This window comes from Rhizobium sp. FG96 (assembly GCF_057808655.1).
In genome coordinates this window covers 274,447-291,617 of the sequence record NZ_JBMDIL010000007.1, presented here as the reverse complement: position 1 = coordinate 291,617, position 17,171 = coordinate 274,447, and the positions used below count along the sequence as shown (strand labels likewise).

13 protein-coding genes are annotated in these 17,171 nt (G+C 62.2%); 7 read left to right on the top strand and 6 right to left on the bottom strand.

Annotated features, from left to right (window positions below):
* The first annotated feature begins 176 nt into the window (after nucleotides 1–176).
* The 7 genes from ACODR6_RS16495 (at nucleotide 177) to ACODR6_RS16465 (ending at nucleotide 8,535) form a co-directional block, all read left to right on the top strand.
* A complete protein-coding gene (locus ACODR6_RS16495) occupies nucleotides 177–1,586 on the top strand; it encodes a circularly permuted type 2 ATP-grasp protein (protein WP_413710011.1) in 1,410 nt (469 codons plus the stop codon).
* Nucleotides 1,586–2,530: an alpha-E domain-containing protein gene (locus tag ACODR6_RS16490; protein ID WP_489023046.1), complete on the top strand. Its 945-nt coding sequence runs from the start codon at nucleotides 1,586–1,588 to the stop codon at nucleotides 2,528–2,530. The genes ACODR6_RS16495 and ACODR6_RS16490 overlap by 1 nt, the downstream gene beginning before the upstream one ends.
* Before the next feature lie 15 nt (nucleotides 2,531–2,545).
* Nucleotides 2,546–3,370, top strand: coding sequence for a transglutaminase family protein (locus ACODR6_RS16485; protein ID WP_489023045.1), 825 nt, complete (start codon nucleotides 2,546–2,548; stop codon nucleotides 3,368–3,370).
* A 118-nt stretch (nucleotides 3,371–3,488) separates the two neighbouring features.
* A complete protein-coding gene (locus ACODR6_RS16480) occupies nucleotides 3,489–3,647 on the top strand; it encodes a hypothetical protein (protein ID WP_413710009.1) in 159 nt (52 codons plus the stop codon).
* A 108-nt stretch (nucleotides 3,648–3,755) separates the two neighbouring features.
* Complete coding sequence (locus ACODR6_RS16475) at nucleotides 3,756–4,955, top strand: reprolysin-like metallopeptidase (protein ID WP_203428338.1); 1,200 nt, start codon at nucleotides 3,756–3,758, stop codon at nucleotides 4,953–4,955.
* Nucleotides 4,956–4,972: 17 nt separating this feature from the next.
* Entirely contained in the window at nucleotides 4,973–7,735 is a 2,763-nt protein-coding gene (locus ACODR6_RS16470; protein ID WP_199627445.1) for an adenylate/guanylate cyclase domain-containing protein, read from the top strand.
* 65 nt (nucleotides 7,736–7,800) lie between these two features.
* The gene (locus ACODR6_RS16465) at nucleotides 7,801–8,535 is read left to right on the top strand and encodes a TIGR02594 family protein (protein ID WP_489023042.1); all 735 of its coding nucleotides are present in this window, start codon (nucleotides 7,801–7,803) and stop codon (nucleotides 8,533–8,535) included.
* Between the two features lie 66 nt (nucleotides 8,536–8,601).
* Here ACODR6_RS16465 and araD read toward each other — a convergent pair whose 3' ends face one another.
* From araD to chvE, 6 genes are all read right to left on the bottom strand, one after another.
* Nucleotides 8,602–10,341: an L-arabinonate dehydratase gene (araD, locus tag ACODR6_RS16460; RefSeq protein ID WP_199627441.1), complete on the bottom strand. Its 1,740-nt coding sequence runs from the start codon at nucleotides 10,339–10,341 to the stop codon at nucleotides 8,602–8,604.
* Nucleotides 10,342–10,404: 63 nt separating this feature from the next.
* Nucleotides 10,405–11,838 (bottom strand): aldehyde dehydrogenase family protein, encoded by a 1,434-nt coding sequence (locus ACODR6_RS16455; protein WP_199627439.1) that lies wholly within the window; start codon nucleotides 11,836–11,838, stop codon nucleotides 10,405–10,407.
* 70 nt (nucleotides 11,839–11,908) lie between these two features.
* On the bottom strand, nucleotides 11,909–12,904 hold the full coding sequence (gene araD1, locus ACODR6_RS16450; protein WP_489023039.1) for an AraD1 family protein: 996 nt from the start codon (nucleotides 12,902–12,904) through the stop codon (nucleotides 11,909–11,911).
* Between the two features lie 119 nt (nucleotides 12,905–13,023).
* On the bottom strand, nucleotides 13,024–14,229 hold the full coding sequence (gene mmsB, locus ACODR6_RS16445; protein WP_112719490.1) for a multiple monosaccharide ABC transporter permease: 1,206 nt from the start codon (nucleotides 14,227–14,229) through the stop codon (nucleotides 13,024–13,026).
* Entirely contained in the window at nucleotides 14,226–15,764 is a 1,539-nt protein-coding gene (gene mmsA / locus ACODR6_RS16440) for a multiple monosaccharide ABC transporter ATP-binding protein (protein WP_112719489.1), read from the bottom strand. Before mmsA ends, mmsB begins: the two co-directional genes overlap by 4 nt.
* 97 nt (nucleotides 15,765–15,861) lie before the next feature.
* Nucleotides 15,862–16,926, bottom strand: coding sequence for a multiple monosaccharide ABC transporter substrate-binding protein (gene chvE / locus ACODR6_RS16435; RefSeq protein WP_112515571.1), 1,065 nt, complete (start codon nucleotides 16,924–16,926; stop codon nucleotides 15,862–15,864).
* Nucleotides 16,927–17,171 lie beyond the last annotated feature (245 nt).

Sequence of the window (17,171 nt, the reverse complement as noted above, 5' to 3'; positions counted from 1 at the left end):
TGCTGGCCCTGGCGATTGAAACTTTCGCGCTTCGTGCCATCCTTGCTTAAATGCCCAGTTTTTCGGCGCTTTTCGGCGTTGCAGACGATTTTACAAATCTTCCCTGCGAACTGTGCATGGTTCTTGCATTGCTATTTGCGTTGTATTCAAATGAACAAAAAAGGGGAGCCACACCTTTGGCATTTGATGAAATGATCACCGGGGGCGAAAGTCCGCGTCAGCCATATGAGAAATATTTCGAGTGGTACAATGCCCAGGACAGGGCGCATCTGATTGGAAAATCCCGCGACGCGGAAAACATCTTCCGGAAAACCGGCATCACCTTTGCGGTCTACGGGCATGCGGATTCCTCCGAAAAGCTCATCCCCTTCGACATCATCCCGCGCATCATCTCCGGCCGTGAGTGGCGCAAGCTCGCCCAGGGTATCGAGCAGCGCGTCATCGCGCTGAATGCTTTTCTCGACGATATCTACCACAAGCAGGAAATCATCCGGGCAGGGCGCATTCCGCGCGAGCTGATCGAGAACAACGTCGCCTTCCTCTCGGAAATGATCGGCTTCCGGCCGCCGGGCGGCGTCTATACCCATATCGTCGGTACCGACATCGTGCGCACCGGCGAGGACCAGTTCTACGTGCTCGAGGACAATGCCCGCACGCCTTCCGGCGTCTCCTACATGCTGGAGAACCGGGAAACGATGATGCAGATGTTCCCGGAGCTGTTCCACGAGAACAAGGTGCAGCGCGTCGAGGACTATCCCTATCTGCTGCGCCAGTCGCTGGCTTCGCTTGCGCCTCCCGGCTGCAAGGGCAAGCCGCGCGTCGCCGTCCTGACACCCGGCATCTACAACTCCGCCTACTACGAGCATTCGTTCCTGGCCGACACGATGGGCGTCGAGCTGGTCGAGGGCTCGGATCTGCGCGTCATCGACGGCAAGGTGAAGATGCGCACCACCCGCGGCTATGAGGCGATCGACGTTCTCTACCGCCGCGTCGACGACGATTTCCTCGATCCGCTGACCTTCCGTCCGGATTCGGCGCTCGGCATTCCCGGGATCATGGACGTCTATCGCTCGGGCAATATCACCATCGCCAATGCGCCGGGCACCGGCATCTGCGACGACAAGGCGATCTATTCCTATATGCCCGAGATCGTCGAATTTTATACCGGCCGCAAGTCGATCCTGGAGAACGTGCCGACCTGGCGCTGTTCGGAACCGTCGAGCCTGAAATATGTGCTCGAGCATATCGAGGAGCTCGTCATCAAGGAGGTTCACGGCTCCGGTGGCTACGGCATGCTGGTGGGGCCGACGGCCTCCAAGAAGGAGAGGGCGGATTTCGCCGAGAAGCTGAAGGCGCGGCCGAACAATTATATCGCCCAGCCGACGCTGTCGCTCTCGACCGTGCCGATCCTCGTCAACAAGGGGATTGCGCCGCGCCATGTCGACCTGCGCCCCTATGTGCTGGTTTCCGACAAGGTACAGATCATTCCGGGCGGGCTGACCCGCGTGGCGCTGAAGCAGGGCTCGCTGGTGGTCAATTCCAGCCAGGGCGGCGGCACCAAAGACACCTGGGTATTGGAGGACTGATGCTCGGAAGAACTGCGAACGGACTCTACTGGATGTTCCGTTATATCGAGCGCGCCGAAAACATCGCGCGTCTCGTCGATGCCGGCCTGCGCATGTCACTGACACGCAGCGGGACGGGGGACGATAACTGGGATGGCGTGCTGCAGAGCGCCGGCGTGCGCGAGGCCTATGACGAGGGCCATCAGAAGCTGACGAGCGCCGATGCGATCGACTACCTGCTGCGCGATCTTTCCAACCCGTCGAGCGTCATGTCTTGCATCGACAACGGCCGCAACAATGCCCGCATGGTGCGCACGGCGCTGACGCGCGAGACCTGGGAAGCGACCAACGAATGCTGGATCGAGCTGAAGGCGCTGCTTTCGAAGCGGCTGAAGGCGGCGGAGCTGCCTGAGGTCATCGACGTCATCAAGCGGCGGGCGGGGCTGATCCGTGGCGCCTTCCACGGCTCGATGTTGCGCAACGAGCTCTACAACTTCGCCCGCATCGGCACCTTCATCGAGCGGGCCGACAATACGGCGCGTATTCTCGACGTGAAATATTACGTGCTGCTGCCATCGGTCTCGCAAGTCGGATCGTCGGTCGACAACGTGCAGTGGGAATCGATCCTGCGCTCGGTATCGGCGCACCGTTCCTACAGCTGGGCCTATGACGACGAGTACCGGGCGGCGAATATCGCCGACTTCCTGATCCTCAATGGTCAGATGCCGCGCTCGCTTGCCTATTGCTACGAGAAGATCGTCAGCAATCTCGGCTATATCTCGCGCAGCTACGGCGGCGAGCGGCTTTCGGCGCATGACACGGCGGATGCGATCCGCGCGTCGCTGCATGCGCGGGCGATCAAGGACGTGATCGATCAGGGGCTGCACGAATTCCTGGAGGAATTCGTCAACCGCAACAACACGCTCAGCGTCGAGATCACCAACGGCTACCGGTTCTACGTATAAGCAGCGGATGAAGAGATGAGATTGAAGATCAGCCACATCACCGAATACCGCTATGACGAGCCGGCGCAGTTTTCGCTGCAGCGCCTGCGCCTGACGCCGCCGAGCGGCTTCGGCCAGGTGGTCGCCAACTGGTCGCTGCATGTCGAGGGCGCGACGCCCGAGGTCGAGTATGACGACCAGTTCGGCAATCACGTCAATCTCGTCTCGCTGGAAGGCGAGCAGCAGGTGACGCGCATCGTCGCCGAAGGCGAGGTCGAGACCGAGGACCGCAACGGCGTCACTGGTCCGCATACCGGCTTCTGCCCTCTCTGGCTCTTCCTGCGCGACACGCCGCGCACCAAGCCCGGCAAGCTGATCAAGGAGCTCATCAAGACCGTCAGCGGCGACAACGATCTCGCTCGCATGCACGCGCTGATGGCGGCGATCCACGAGACCGTCGATTACAAGCCGGGTACCAGCGACACGGAGACCACCGCCGAGCAGGCGATGGAGAAGAAGAGTGGGGTCTGCCAGGACCACGCCCATATCTTCGTCTCCGCCGCCCGCGCCATGCAGATCCCGGCACGTTACGTCTCGGGCTATCTGATGATGGAAGAGAAGGTCGATCAGGCGGCAACGCATGCCTGGGGCGAGGCGCATGTCCCCGGCCTCGGCTGGGTTGGCTTCGACCCCGCCAACAAGATCTGCCCCGACGCCCGCTACGTCCGCACCGCCTCCGGTCTCTGCTACCGCGACGCCGCACCCGTCTCGGGCATGCGCATCGGCACGCCGGGCGAGAAGCTGTCGGTGGTGGTGAAAGTCGAAGATCAGGGGCAGGCACAAAGCCAAAACCAGAGCTGATGTCACACGGATAGCGATCAAAATATATTAATCGCAATATAGTCTACTGTAATATCGCGCACCTGTGCTACAATCAACCTAGGAATGCAGTGGGCAACTGACCATGGGGAGAGTATCCATGTCAGCAATGCAGGCCTTTGCCGATCAATATTCCGAAAATCCGCAGAAGATCTGTGCGGGTGCTTTGCGCGCCTGCGCCATGCCTGTCCGGGTCTTTGACCGAAGTTGTCGGCCCGGCGACATCGCGGATAGCGGCGGGACTGACCGGCCGCGCTAATCACAGTGCCAACATGCGATAATTCAACGGCTTGATCTTGCCGTTCCTGAAATGCGTGTCCGGTTTTTCAGCCGGTTGCCACGCCTGTTTCATCTGGGGGATCGCACCATGTTTGAGCGGAAAATCGTACAGATCATTGCATTCATACTGGTTGCCGGCGCTGCCGGATATGCGCAGGCGCAGAGCTTCGTGCGGCTGCTGCCGGAGGCGACCACACTCAGCACCGAGGAAAACAACGAGCTGAAGGCGATCAAGTCGCTACCGACGACGGAATGGGCAAGGCTCGCTGAGGTTGATCCGGAACAGTTGAAAAAGGGCGGCGACGTTACCTTCGATCTCGGCGAGGGCCGGTCGCTTTCGTTGAGCGGCAACGACAAGGTCGCGGCCACGGCGCGCGATTTCGTCTGGTCGGGCGAAGAGAAAGCGGCGAACCGCAGCAATGCGGAAAGTCCTGCCAATGCCGTCGTCACCGTCGACGGCAACGAGGTCTCGGCGACGATCCGGACCAATGAGGAGCTCTACAGCATCGAGCCGATCGGCGGCGGCGCGCATGTGATGATCAAGGTCGCCACCGATCGATTGCCGCCCGATCACACGGAGCGGCGGCTGCAGCGGCGCGGCGAGAAGCGCGAGATGCCGGGCCGCGAATTGCGCAAGGCCGACAGGGCGGTGGCGACGATCCGCGTGCTGGTTTTCTTCACGCCGAAGGCGAAGGCGCAGATCAGCAATATCGCGCTGTTTGCCAAGCAGGCGGTCAACGAGACGAATACGGCTTTCGCCAAGTCCTCGGTGAATGCCAGGGTCGAATTGGCCGATGCGCAGGTCGTGCAATATACCGAGACCGGCTCGCAGAAGCGGGACACGGCCCGCCTGACGGCGCGGCGGGACGGCTACATGGACGGCATCCATGCGATACGGGACCGGACCAAGGCCGATCTCGTGCTCCTGATCACCACCGACAGAGGCGAATGCGGCTGGTCGCAGCAGGTCTATGCCAATGCGGCCTCGGCCTTTGCGTCGAACTATTTCGACTGTTCGATCAAGAACCTGTCGTTTGCCCATGAGATCGGCCACCTGCTTGGCGCCTGCCACAATGTCGAGGACAGCAGCGGCTGTCCGTTTGCCTATGGTCATGGCTACCGGAACGAGCCGCAGCGCAAGCAGAGCGTCATGGCCTATCCATGCCGGCGCGTCACCTGCGTGCGGCAGCCGCAATGGTCGCGTCCGCCGGACTGGGGCAATGCGCGCCGCGCCGATGTGGTCCGGCTGCTGAATGCGACGGCCGGCCGGGCCGCGGCATTCCGCTAGAGACGGAAGGATGGGCAATGGCGTTTGAAATGTCGCCACAGCAACCGGCGGGCAGCCCGCTGACATCAGGCGTGCTTGTGTTCCTGCTGACGGATGTCGAGGGATCGACCTATCGCTGGGAGGAATTCCCCGATGCGATGGGGGAGGCGCTCGAACGGCACGACGCGATCCTGCGCGAGGCAATCCTTTCGCATGGCGGCCACGTGTTCAAGACGGTCGGCGATTCCTTCCATGCCGTCTTCTCCGCGCCGGCCGCCGCCGTCTCTGCCGCCCTCCAGGCGCAGCGGGCGCTGAATGCGCAGGATTTCGGGGCGATCGAAGGCATGAATGTGCGCATGGCCGTGCATGCCGGACCGGTCGAGGTGCGCGGCGAGGATTGCTTCGGTCCCGGCATCAATCGCGCCTCGCGGCTGCTGCTCGTCGCCTATGGCGGGCAGGTGCTGGTGTCGGGCACCGTTGCCGACCTGTTGCAGGGGAGATTGCCCGAAGGGTCCAACCTCTTCGATCTCGGCCGCCACCGCTTCCGGGATCTGCAGGAGCCGGAGCAGGTCTTCCAGCTGGTTGCCGAAGGTATCAACGAGGCCTTTCCGCCGCTGCGCTCGCTCGGCGCCCGGGCTGATCGCCTGCCGCGGCCGCTGACATCGTTAATCGGGCGTGAGGCGGAGGCCGCCGAGCTGATCGGCCGGCTGGAGCGGGCGAGGCTGCTGACCCTGATCGGGTCCGGCGGGGCGGGCAAGACGCGGCTTGCGATCGATCTCGGCGCGCGGCTGGTGGAAGCCTATCCCGATGGCGTCTGGTTCGTGGAGCTTGGACGGCTGGAGGATCCGCAGCTGGTGGCCGAGCAGATCTGCGGGACGATCGGCGTCGCCGTCCAGCATAACCGGACGGCCGTTGCGAGCGCCGTCGGCTTCATGCGCGAAAAGCAGGCGCTGCTGATCATCGACAATTGCGAGCATCTCGTCGATGCCTCGGCGGATGCTGTCGATGCCATTCTCTCCGGCTGTCCTTCAATGTCGGTCCTCGCGACATCGCGGGAGCCGTTGGGTGTCTCGGGCGAAAACCTGTTTCGCGTTCCAAGCCTCGCCGTGCCGCCACCGGAAGGAAGCACGGTCGACGAGGCGATGGCGTTTCCCTCGGTGCGGCTGTTCGTCGAACGCGCGGCGGCGGCTGCCGGAGACTTCGTGCTGACAGAGGCCAATCTGGAGGCGGTGATCAGCATCTGTCATCAGGTGGATGGCATTCCGCTGGCGATCGAGCTTGCGGTACCCAGGCTTCGGATCATGCGCCCGGAAGCGCTGGCGGCAGGCCTGCGTGACCGGTTCCGGTCGCTGGCGCAGGGAACGCGCGGAGCCCCGCCGCGCCACCGCACGCTGCAGACCTTGTTCGAGTGGAGCTACAATCTGCTCAGCGAACAGGAGCAGACCCTGCTGCGGCGTTTGTCTGTTTTCGTCGGCGGCTGGACGGTGGAATCGGCGGCGGCGGTCGTCTCCGGCGATCCGATCGACGACGACGATGTGCTGCAGCTCATCACCTCGCTTGCCGACAAGTCCCTCGTCGCTGCCGATTTCTCGACGGAGAACACCCGCTATTCGCTGCTGGAAACCACGCGCCAATATGCCTTCGCAAAGCTCTTCGAACTCGGCGAGCGGGGCCGCAGGCGGCGTCTTGCCGAGTACATGACGCAATTCTACGCGCAGGCGAGCCGCGTCTGGCCGTCCATGCCGACCGAGCCATGGATGACGTCCTATCAGTCGGAGATCGACAATCTGCGCGCCTCGCTGGAATGGGCTTTCGGGCCGGAAGGGGACGCCGATATCGGCCGGGAACTGACCAGCGTCAGCCTGCGGATATGGGACGAGCTTTCGCTGCTGCCGGAGCGGGAGCGATGGTTCTCGCTCTCCGTCGGCTCGCTTCCCGACGACACCGCCGAGGATGTCGCGGCGCGGCTCTGGCTGGGGCGGACGTCGGTGAGTTCGCATGGCGACAAGTCGACATTCGATGCTGCGATCAAGGCGGCCGCGCATTTCCGTAATCTTGGTGATCAGTTGGGCTCGGGCGAGGCGCTGGCGCGGGCAGGGGCGGCGCTGTTGACGCCCAGCCAGCGTGAGGAAGCGCTGCGCTATCTCCAGGAAGCGTTGGAGCTGCTCGCGACCCTGCCGCCGACAAAACCCTTGGCGGCCTGTCTGCGTTCTCGCGCTGTAGCGGCTTATTTCGAAGGTCATTTTGCGGAGGCGCGCACGCTGATCGACCGCTCTTCCGTGGTGGCCCGCCTGCTGGGCGACACGCAGGGCATCGTCAATGCGATGATCGCGCTTGCCGAGCTCGAGTTCGCCGAGGGCCATGTCGCGGCGGCGATCAGCACCGCGCGCCAGATGATCGACCACGAGGATTGCAACAGGCGCCAGCTGGCGCTCGGCTTCGGCAACCTGACGGCCTATCTGCTGGCTTCCGATCGGCTGACGGAGGCGCGGCTCACGGCGTTCAACGGGCTCCTGAAGGCGCGCTCGCTCGGCTGGCCGGCGGCGATCACGCGCATGGTCGAGCATCTGGCGCTGATCGTCGGCATCGAGGGCGATCTCGACCGTGCCGCGGTGCTGCTCGGCTATAGCGAGCATTTCTATGTGCTGGATACGGCAAGCCGGGAGATCACCGAGAGGGTCGGCTACGAGCGGCTTTGCGCCATCCTGGAAACCATGGCTCCGATCCGGCTGACGGAGCTCAAGGCGGAGGGGGCGGCACTGCCGGAGGCCGAGGTGGTGGAGTTTGCGTTGAAATCCTAGGACCGGCCGGCATGCAGCCCGGCCTGACCTGACTGTCGCGTGCGATCACGGAGGGAGGGCTTGTGATGATCAGCAGACGGGAATTCCTTGCCGCAGCGACCTGCGCGGTATCGATCGGCGGCAACGTCTTTGCAGCCGATATGCTGGCAGAGGCGCCTGCGAATGCAGGTCCGAAAGTCTACGGCGCCGATTTCACCGGGCCGCTGCCGTCCAGCCTTTACCTGCGCGGCCGCTTGCCGCCGTCAGGCTCCGAGGAGGCGACGGCACGGCGGATCATCAACGCCGCGCCGCGTTCGACGCCGCTGGCAGTCATGCGCTACTTCGCCGGTCTTCGCGACGTGAACCGCGACGGCGAGGCCTATAATGCGGGATGGGCGAGCCGCTGGAACCCTGTGATCGTCGAGTTCTACCGGGCCACGGATGACGGCCATAGCGGCGACCGGACGCCGTGGTGTGCGGCCTTTCTGAACTGGTGTCTGGAGCGCTGCGGCTATGACGGCGGCACGCGCAGCACGGTCTCCGGCAGTTTCCGCAAGGCGGGCGGGCTGACGCGCAGTCCTTCGGTCGGCGACGTCGTCGTCTTCAAGCGGGGCAACACAGGCTGCCGCGGCCATGTTGCCCTCTATCTCGGCAGGAGCGGTAGCAATTACCGGGTCATCGGCGGCAATCAGACCGATATTCACGGCCATTCCTCGATCAATATCCGTGATGTGCCGTTCCCCGGTTCCGGGCTGGCGCTCCATTCCTTTCACCGGATCTCGGCCTTCCGTCCGGCGGTGTCGCCGCGGCCGAGCTGCTGATCACAGCACCCACGAAAGCAAAAAGGCGACCCAAGGGCCGCCTTTCGCATTCGAGTTTCGCACTTCTCAGTGGCTGTCCTTGCCCACTGCGCTACCGCGACATCCCTTCAGGAAGTCGAGGTCGGCGCCGGTATCGGCGCCCTGGACGTGCTGCTGGTGCAGCCAGGCGTAGCCGGAGGTCGGCAGGTCGTGGTGCGGCTTCCACTCGGCGAGGCGCTTTGCCAGTTCCTCTTCGGAGATGTCGAGGTGCAGGCGGCGGTTCGGAACGTCGAGCTCGATGAAGTCGCCATTCTTGACCACGGCCAGCGGACCGCCGACAGCGGCTTCCGGCGAGGTGTGGAGGACGACGGTGCCATAGGCGGTGCCGGACATGCGGGCGTCCGAGATACGCACCATGTCGGTGATGCCCTTCTTGAGCACCTTCGGCGGCAGACCCATGTTGCCGACTTCGGCCATGCCAGGATAGCCCTTCGGACCACAGTTCTTCATGACCATGACGCAGGTCTCGTCGATGTCGAGATTGTCGTCGTTGATCTTCGCCTTGTAGTCGTCGATGTCTTCGAAGACGACGGCGCGGCCGCGGTGGACCATCAGATGCGGGGAGGCGGCCGACGGCTTCAGGACGGCGCCCTTCGGGGCGAGGTTGCCGCGAACGACGACGATGCCGCCGGATTGCGTCAGGGCCTTTTCAGCCGGGAGGATGACATCCTCGTTCCAGTTGACGACGTCCTTGACCTCTTCCCAGACGCTCTCGCCTGATACGGTCAGCGCATCCTTGTGCAGGAGGCCGGCTTCGCCGAGGCGCTTCAGCACGACGGGCAAGCCGCCGGCATAGAAGAACTCTTCCATCAGGTACTTGCCCGACGGCATCAGGTTGACGATCGTCGGAACGTCGCGGCCGCAACGGTCCCAGTCGTCGAGCGTCAGGTCGATGCCGACGCGGCCGGCCATGGCGAGAAGGTGGATGACGGCATTGGTCGAACCGCCGATCGCCGCGTTGGTGCGGATGGCGTTTTCGAAGGCCTGCTTGGTCATGATGTCGGAGGGCTTCAGGTCGTCCTTGACCATCTGCACGATGCGGCGGCCGGTCAGCTGCGCCATCACCTTGCGGCGGCTATCGACGCCCGGGATCGCGGCATTGCCGGAGAGAGCCATGCCGAGCGCTTCGGCCATGGAGGCCATGGTCGAGGCGGTGCCCATCGTGTTGCAGGTGCCCGACGAACGGCTCATCGAGGCTTCGGCCTCGAGGAATTCGGCCTGCGTCATCTCGCCGGCCTTCACCATTTCGGAGAACTTCCAGAGATGCGTGCCTGAGCCGACGCGCTCGCCGCGGAAATAGCCGTTCAGCATCGGGCCGCCGGTGACGACGATCGAGGGGAGGTCGACGGAAGCGGCGCCCATGATCAGCGAGGGCGTGGTCTTGTCACAGCCGACGAGCAGCACGCAGCCATCCATCGGCTGACCGCGGATCGCTTCTTCGACGGCGAGTGCCGCGAGGTTGCGGTACATCATCGCCGTCGGGCGGAAGGTGTTTTCCGAGGCCGAGAAGACGGGCACTTCCATCGGGAAACCGCCGGCTTCCCAGACGCCGGCCTTCACCTTTTCGGCGAGTTCGCGCAGATGGCCGTTGCACGGCGTCATGTCGGACCAGGTGTTGAGGATGCCGATGACAGGGCGTCCGTCGAACAGGTCGTGGGGATGTCCCTGGTTCTTCATCCAGCCGCGGTGATAGATCACGTCACGGCTGGTGCCGCCGTACCATTCCTGCGACCGCAGCTTGCGGGGCCATTCCGCTTTCTTGAACATTGTCTCTTGCCTTTTGAGGAATGCCGAGCCGCCCTCGCGACGGCCCGGATCACCAGTTGGTCGTCAAGCCAGCGTGTAGCTGGTCTTGACCGTTGTGTAGAATTCGGCGGCGTACTTGCCCTGCTCGCGCGGGCCGTAGGACGAGCCCTTGCGGCCGCCGAAGGGAACGTGGAAGTCGACGCCGGCGGTCGGCAGGTTGACCATCACCATGCCGGCTTCTGCATTGCGCTTGAAATGCGTCGCGTGCTTGAGGCTGGTGGTGGCGATGCCGGAGGACAGGCCGAAGGGCGTGTCGTTGGCGGTCGCCAGCGCTTCTTCATAATCCTTGACGCGGATGACCGAGACGACCGGGCCGAAGATCTCTTCGCGCGAGATGCGCATCTGGTTGGTGGCCTCGGTGAAGAGCGTCGGCTGCAGGTAGAAGCCGGGGGTGTCGCGGGTCAAGAGCTCGCCGCCGAAGGCGAGCTTGGCGCCTTCCTTCTTGCCGATCTCGATATAGTCGGTGTCGGTCTTCAACTGGCGCTCGTCGACGACCGGGCCGATATGAGTGCCAGCCTTCATTGCGTTGTCGACAACGACGGTCTTCAGCTTTTCGGTCAGTGCCGCGACGAACTTGTCGTGGATGCCTTCGGTGACGATCAGGCGCGACGATGCCGTGCAGCGCTGGCCGGTGGAGAAGAAGCCGGAGTTTGCGGCTGCTTCGACGGCAACGGTGAGGTCGGCGTCATCGAGGACGACCATCGGGTTCTTGCCGCCCATTTCCAGCTGGAACTTGCGGTTATGCTCGATGGAGGAGGTGGCGACGCGTTTGCCGGTGCCGGTGGAGCCGGTGAAGGTGATGCCGGCGATATCCGGGCTGTCGAGCATGGCCTGACCGACGACCGAGCCCTTGCCCATGACGAGGTTCAGAACGCCCTTCGGCAGGCCCGCGCGGTGCAGGATGTCGACGATCGCCCAGGAGCAGGCGGGAACGAGTTCGGCCGGCTTGAAGACGATGGTGTTGCCGTAGCAGAGAGCCGGGGCGATCTTCCAGGCCGGGATGGCGATCGGGAAGTTCCAGGGGGTGATGATGCCGATGACGCCGAGCGGGTCACGGGTGATTTCGACGCCGATATTCGGGCGGACCGACGGCATCGTCTCACCGGCGAGACGGAGCGCTTCGCCTGCGAAGAATTCGAAGATCTGCGAGGCGCGGATGGTTTCGCCGATGGCTTCCGGAAGCGTCTTGCCTTCTTCGCGTGCCAGCAGAGCGCCGAGCTCGTCCTTGCGGGCCATGATCTCGTCGCCAGCCTTCTTCAGGATGACGTGGCGTTCCCAGATGCCGGAGCGCGACCAGGCCGGGAAGGCGGCCTTGGCGGCAGCGATGGCGTTCTTGGTGTCTTCGGCCGAACCGTCGGCATAGAGGCCAACGACTTCGTTGGTATCCGACGGGTTGATGTTCTTCGTCGCATTGGTGCCGACCCATTCGCCGGCGATCAGGTTCTGATAAATGGTCATGGGCCTGGAAGCCTCCTCTACCTTTTACAAATTTTTTGCTCCGGCCGTCTGGCGGCCGGATGAAGCGAAATTAGAGCTGCTTGACGATGATTTCTTCTTCGGCGTCGATCTTCAGCGGATTGCGCAGCGCCAGGCCGAAGTCCGCGACTTCGATTTCGAAGACGTCGCCTTCCTCGGTCTTGATGCCATCGGCGAAGGACAGTGTCGCGGTGCCGAACATGTGGACATGGACGTCGCCGGGCACGCGGAACAGGCCGTACTTGAAATGGTGGTATTCGAGATTGGCGAAGGTGTGCGACATGTTCGCTTCACCCGACAGGAAGGGCTTTTCGAAGATCACCTTGCCGCCGCGCTTGATGCGCGAGGTGCCGCGGATGTCCTCGGGTGCTGCGCCGATGCGGATTTCCGGGCCGAAGCTTGCAGGGCGCAGCTTGGAATGGGCGAGGTAGAGATAGTTGATCCGCTCGGTGACGTGATCGGAGAATTCGTTCGACAGTGCAAAGCCGATGCGGAACGGCGAACCGTCTTCGGCGATGACATAGATGCCGGCCATCTCGGGTTCTTCACCGCCGTCGAGCGCGAAGGAGGGGGAGACGAGGGGGGCGCCGGGAGCTGCCGCACCGTAACCGTTGCCCTTGTAGAACCACTCGGGCTGGACGCCCTTTTCGCCGGCCTTCGGCTTGCCGTTCTCAAGGCCCATCTTGAACATCTTCATCGAGTCCGTGAGGGTTTCCTCGGCGGCTTCGGTGGTCTTCTTGTGCATGCTGTCGCGGGTGGCGGCAGAGCCGAGATGCGTCAGGCCGGTGCCGGTCAGGTGCAGGTGGGCTGCATCGGGATGAGTGATCGGCGGCAGGAAGCTGCCATCCGCATATGCCTTTTCGAGATCGACGGCGTCGCCGTAGCCGTGCGCCTCGATGACCGAGACGAGGGACTTGCCCTTGTTTGCGGCTTCCATGGCAAGCGCATAGACGCTGCCTGCATTCTTCACGGCCTTCGCTGTACCGCCCGGCTCGCGCACGGCGACGATGATCTCTCCGTTCGAACCCTTGATCTGCGAAATAAGCACGGTCTTCATCCTCTTTGGGTAGCTGCGGATAATGCTCCGCCTCTCCGGCTCCAGAGGGAGCCGGAATTATTCGTTTTCATGACTGCGAATGCGAATGCATGGAGCTGGCGCCGAAGCGCTCAGCCCTTGTTCTTGTTATAGACGTCGAAGAAGACGGCGGCCAAAAGGACTGCGCCCTTGACCATCTGCTGGTAGTCGATGCCGAGGCCGATGATCGACATGCCGTTGTTCATGACGCCCATGATGAAGGCGCCGATGACCGCGCCGGTGATCTTGCCGACGCCGCCGGAAGCCGATGCACCGCCGATGAAGCAGGCGGCGATAACGTCCAGTTCGAAGCCGACACCGGCCTTCGGGGTTGCCGAGTTGAGGCGCAGCGCGACGATGATGCCGGCGAGACCTGCAAGCGCACCCATGTTGACGAAGGTGTAGAAGCTCAGGCGTTCGGTGTTGATACCGGAGAGCTTCGTGGCCTTCTCGTTGCCGCCCATGGCGTAAACGCGGCGGCCGATGGTCGTGCGGCGGGTGACGAAGGTGTAGATCGCGATCAGCACCAGCATGACGACGAGAACGTTCGGCAGACCGCGATAGGTCGACAGCTGCCAGCCGAGCGCGAGGATCGCGAGCGTGATGATGGCGTTCTGGGCGATGAAGAAGCCGAAGGGCTCGACATCGATGCCGTGGCTTTCATTGACCTTGCGGCGGCGCCAGGCGAGGTAGAAGAGAACGGCCGGGATGATCAGCGTCAGGACGAGCGAGGTCGACTGGACCGGGATGCCGGCGATGTCGATCATGTCGCCCGGCAGGAAGCCGGTGCTGATGACCTGGAATTCCTTGGGGAAGGGGCCGATGTTCTTGCCGCCGAGAACCGTCAGCGTCAGGCCGCGGAAGACGAGCATGCCCGCAAGCGTCACGATGAAGGACGGGATGCGGTGATAGGCAATGAAGTAGCCCTGTGCCGCGCCGATCAGCGCGCCGACGAGGATACAGATCACGCCGGCCAGCCAGAAGTTCACCCCGAGCGACACCGTCAGGATCGCCGCTATCGCGCCGACAAGGGCGACGATCGAGCCGACCGACAGGTCGATGTGGCCCGCCACGATGACCAGCAGCATGCCGAGCGCCATGATGACGATGAACGAGTTCTGGAGAACGAGGTTGGTCAGATTGACCGGGCGGAACAGAATGCCGCCGGTATAGATCTGAAAGAACAGCATGATGGCGACGAGCGCGATCAGCATGCCGTATTCGCGGATGTTGCTACGGATGTAGTCAACAACGGAAACGACGTTGCTTTCCTCGGTTGTTGGGTTGACCGGAGTCATTGTTTCTTCTCCCCTGAGCGCATGATAGCGCGCATGATGGTTTCCTGGCTCGCTTCTCCCTTCGGCAGTTCCGCGACGATCCGTCCTTCGTTCATGACGTAGATGCGGTCGCACGTACCGAGAAGCTCGGGCATTTCCGATGAGATCATCAGAACGCCTTTGCCGTCGGCGGCAAGCTGGTTGATGATAGTATAGATTTCATATTTCGCACCCACGTCGATACCGCGGGTCGGCTCGTCCAGGATCAAAACATCGGGATCGGAGAACAGCCACTTGGAGAGGACAACCTTCTGCTGGTTGCCGCCCGAGAGGTTGACCGTTTCCTGGAAGATGCCCGACGAGCGGATGCGCAGCTTCGACCGGTAATCGGTCGCGACCCTGCTTTCCTTGATGTCGTCGATGATCGTGTTGTTGGAGATGCCTGCGAGATTGGCAAGCGAGGTGTTGTGCAGGATGCTGTCGTTCAGCACCAGGCCGAGATGCTTGCGGTCCTCGGTAACGTAGGCGAGGCCGGCATCGATCGCCTTGCGGACGGTGCTGACATCGACCGACTTGCCGTGCATCAGCACGTCGCCGGTGATCTTGTGGCCGTAGGCCTTGCCGAAGACGCTCATGGCGAACTCGGTACGGCCGGCACCCATCAGGCCGGCGATGCCGACGACTTCGCCCTTGCGGACGGTGACGTTGATGTCGTGCAGCACCTGGCGGTCGCGGTGATGCTGGTGATAGGCGTTCCAGTTCTTCACTTCGAGAATGGTTTCGCCGATCGGCACCGAGCGCGGCGGATAGCGGTCTTCGAGATCGCGGCCCACCATGTTGCGGATGATGATGTCTTCGCTGATCTCGTCCGCGTGACAGTCGAGCGTCTTGACGGTCATGCCGTCGCGCAGGACCGTGATCTGGTCGGCGACTTTGCGGATCTCGTTCAGCTTGTGCGAAATGATGATCGAGGTGATGCCCTGATTGCGGAACTCGATCAGCAGATTGAGAAGCGCGTCGGAGTCGCTTTCGTTCAGCGATGCGGTCGGCTCGTCGAGGATGAGCAGCTTGACGCTCTTCGACAGCGCCTTGGCGATTTCGACGAGCTGCTGCTTGCCGACGCCGATGTCGGTGACCAGCGTATCAGGGGATTCGCGCAGGCCCACCTTGGCGAGCAGCTGGCGCGTGCGATTGAAGGTTTCCTGCCAGCTGATGACGCCGTTCTTGGCGTTCTCGTTGCCGAGGAAGATGTTTTCGCCGATCGAGAGCAGGGGCACCAGGGCCAGCTCCTGATGGATGATGACGATGCCGATCTCTTCGGAGTCCTTCAGGACCTTGAAGTTGCGGACGTCGCCTTCGTAGACGATCTCGCCGTCGTAGCTTCCGGCCGGGTAAACGCCGGAGAGAACTTTCATGAGGGTCGACTTGCCGGCCCCGTTTTCGCCCACCAATGCGTGGATCTCACCCTGGCGAACCTTGAGGTTCACATTCTCGAGCGCTTTGACACCCGGGAACGTCTTGGTGATGTTCCGCATTTCGAGGATTGTATTGTCCATAGTCAAAAATCCAGCGCCGTGACCTGAAAACTGTCAGGCGATCATAGAATCGAAGGCCGGAACCCGCAACAAAGCGGGTTCCGGCCGACTTCTGAAATTACTTCAGCTGGTCTTCTTTGTAGTAACCGCTGTCGATCAGGACGGTCTTGTAGTTGTCCTTGGTGACAGCTACCGGCTTCAGCAGGTAGGACGGAACGACCTTGACGCCGTTGTCGTAGGTCTTGGTGTCGTTAACTTCCGGCTCCTTGCCGGACATGACGGCATCAACCATGGCAACGGTGACCTTAGCGAGTTCGCGGGTATCCTTGAAGATCGAGGAATACTGCTCGCCAGCGATGATCGACTTGATCGACGGAACTTCCGAGTCCTGGCCAGAAACGACCGGGAGCGGCTGGTCCGGGGTGCCGTAGCCAACGCCCTTCAGCGACGAAATGATGCCGATGGAGAGACCGTCGTAAGGCGACAGAACAGCGTCGACCTTGGCGTCGGTGTAGTTAGCCGAGAGCAGGTTGTCCATGCGAGCCTGGGCCGTTGCCGGGTCCCAACGCAGCGTGCCGACCTTGTCCATGCCGGTCTGGCCGGACTTTACGACGAGCTTGCCAGAGTCGATGTAAGGCTGAAGAACCGACATTGCGCCGTCATAGAAGAAGAAGGCGTTGTTGTCGTCCGGCGAACCGCCGAAGAGTTCGATGTTGAACGGGCCCTTGCCGTCCTTGAGGCCGAGCTTGTCGACGATCGTGCCAGCCTGGAGAACGCCAACCTGGAAGTTGTCGAACGTTGCGTAGTAGTCAACGTTGCCGGAGTCGCGGATCAGGCGGTCATAAGCGATGACCTTGATGCCGGCGTCGTGAGCCTTCTGGAGAACGTCCGAGAGGGTCGTGCCGTCGATCGAAGCAATAACGAGAACCTTGGCACCCTTGGTGACCATGTTTTCGATCTGCGAAAGCTGGTTCGGAATGTCGTCGTCAGCGTACTGGAGGTCGGTCTGGTAGCCGGCGTCCGTGAGCTGCTTGACGATGTTGTTGCCGTCGTCGATCCAGCGAGCCGAGGACTTGGTCGGCATTGCGATGCCAACGAGACCCTTGTCGGCGGCCATTGCCGGTACAACGAACGAAGCGACGCCGAAGGCAGCCGCAGCCATCAATGAGATAATGGATTTCATTTCTCTCTCCCTTGTTAATAGATCGGCGGACGAAAAATCGCCCACCACGAAACTGTGGCAGGTTCCGTAGATTGGATAGTTACTTCAGATGGTGAGAAACGAAGTAGGTCTCCTCCACGATCTCACACGTGTTGAGTGCCAACCAGCACACGGCGGCAAACTCGTACGGAATCCTATAACTGTCAAATAGAATAAGTGGTAAAGTGCATAACAAATTTGGTATATCGTTAAAAAGTATTACTTTT

Coding starts and splice junctions, on each gene's coding strand:
- ACODR6_RS16490 (WP_489023046.1), top strand. CDS start 1,586: ATGCTCGGAAGAACTGCGAACGGACTCTACTGGATGTTCCGTTATATC.
- ACODR6_RS16485 (WP_489023045.1), top strand. CDS start 2,546: ATGAGATTGAAGATCAGCCACATCACCGAATACCGCTATGACGAGCCG.
- ACODR6_RS16480 (WP_413710009.1), top strand. CDS start 3,489: ATGTCAGCAATGCAGGCCTTTGCCGATCAATATTCCGAAAATCCGCAG.
- ACODR6_RS16475 (WP_203428338.1), top strand. CDS start 3,756: ATGTTTGAGCGGAAAATCGTACAGATCATTGCATTCATACTGGTTGCC.
- ACODR6_RS16470 (WP_199627445.1), top strand. CDS start 4,973: ATGGCGTTTGAAATGTCGCCACAGCAACCGGCGGGCAGCCCGCTGACA.
- ACODR6_RS16465 (WP_489023042.1), top strand. CDS start 7,801: ATGATCAGCAGACGGGAATTCCTTGCCGCAGCGACCTGCGCGGTATCG.
- araD (WP_199627441.1), bottom strand. CDS start 10,341: ATGTTCAAGAAAGCGGAATGGCCCCGCAAGCTGCGGTCGCAGGAATGG.
- ACODR6_RS16455 (WP_199627439.1), bottom strand. CDS start 11,838: ATGACCATTTATCAGAACCTGATCGCCGGCGAATGGGTCGGCACCAAT.
- mmsB (WP_112719490.1), bottom strand. CDS start 14,229: ATGACTCCGGTCAACCCAACAACCGAGGAAAGCAACGTCGTTTCCGTT.
- mmsA (WP_112719489.1), bottom strand. CDS start 15,764: ATGGACAATACAATCCTCGAAATGCGGAACATCACCAAGACGTTCCCG.
- chvE (WP_112515571.1), bottom strand. CDS start 16,926: ATGAAATCCATTATCTCATTGATGGCTGCGGCTGCCTTCGGCGTCGCT.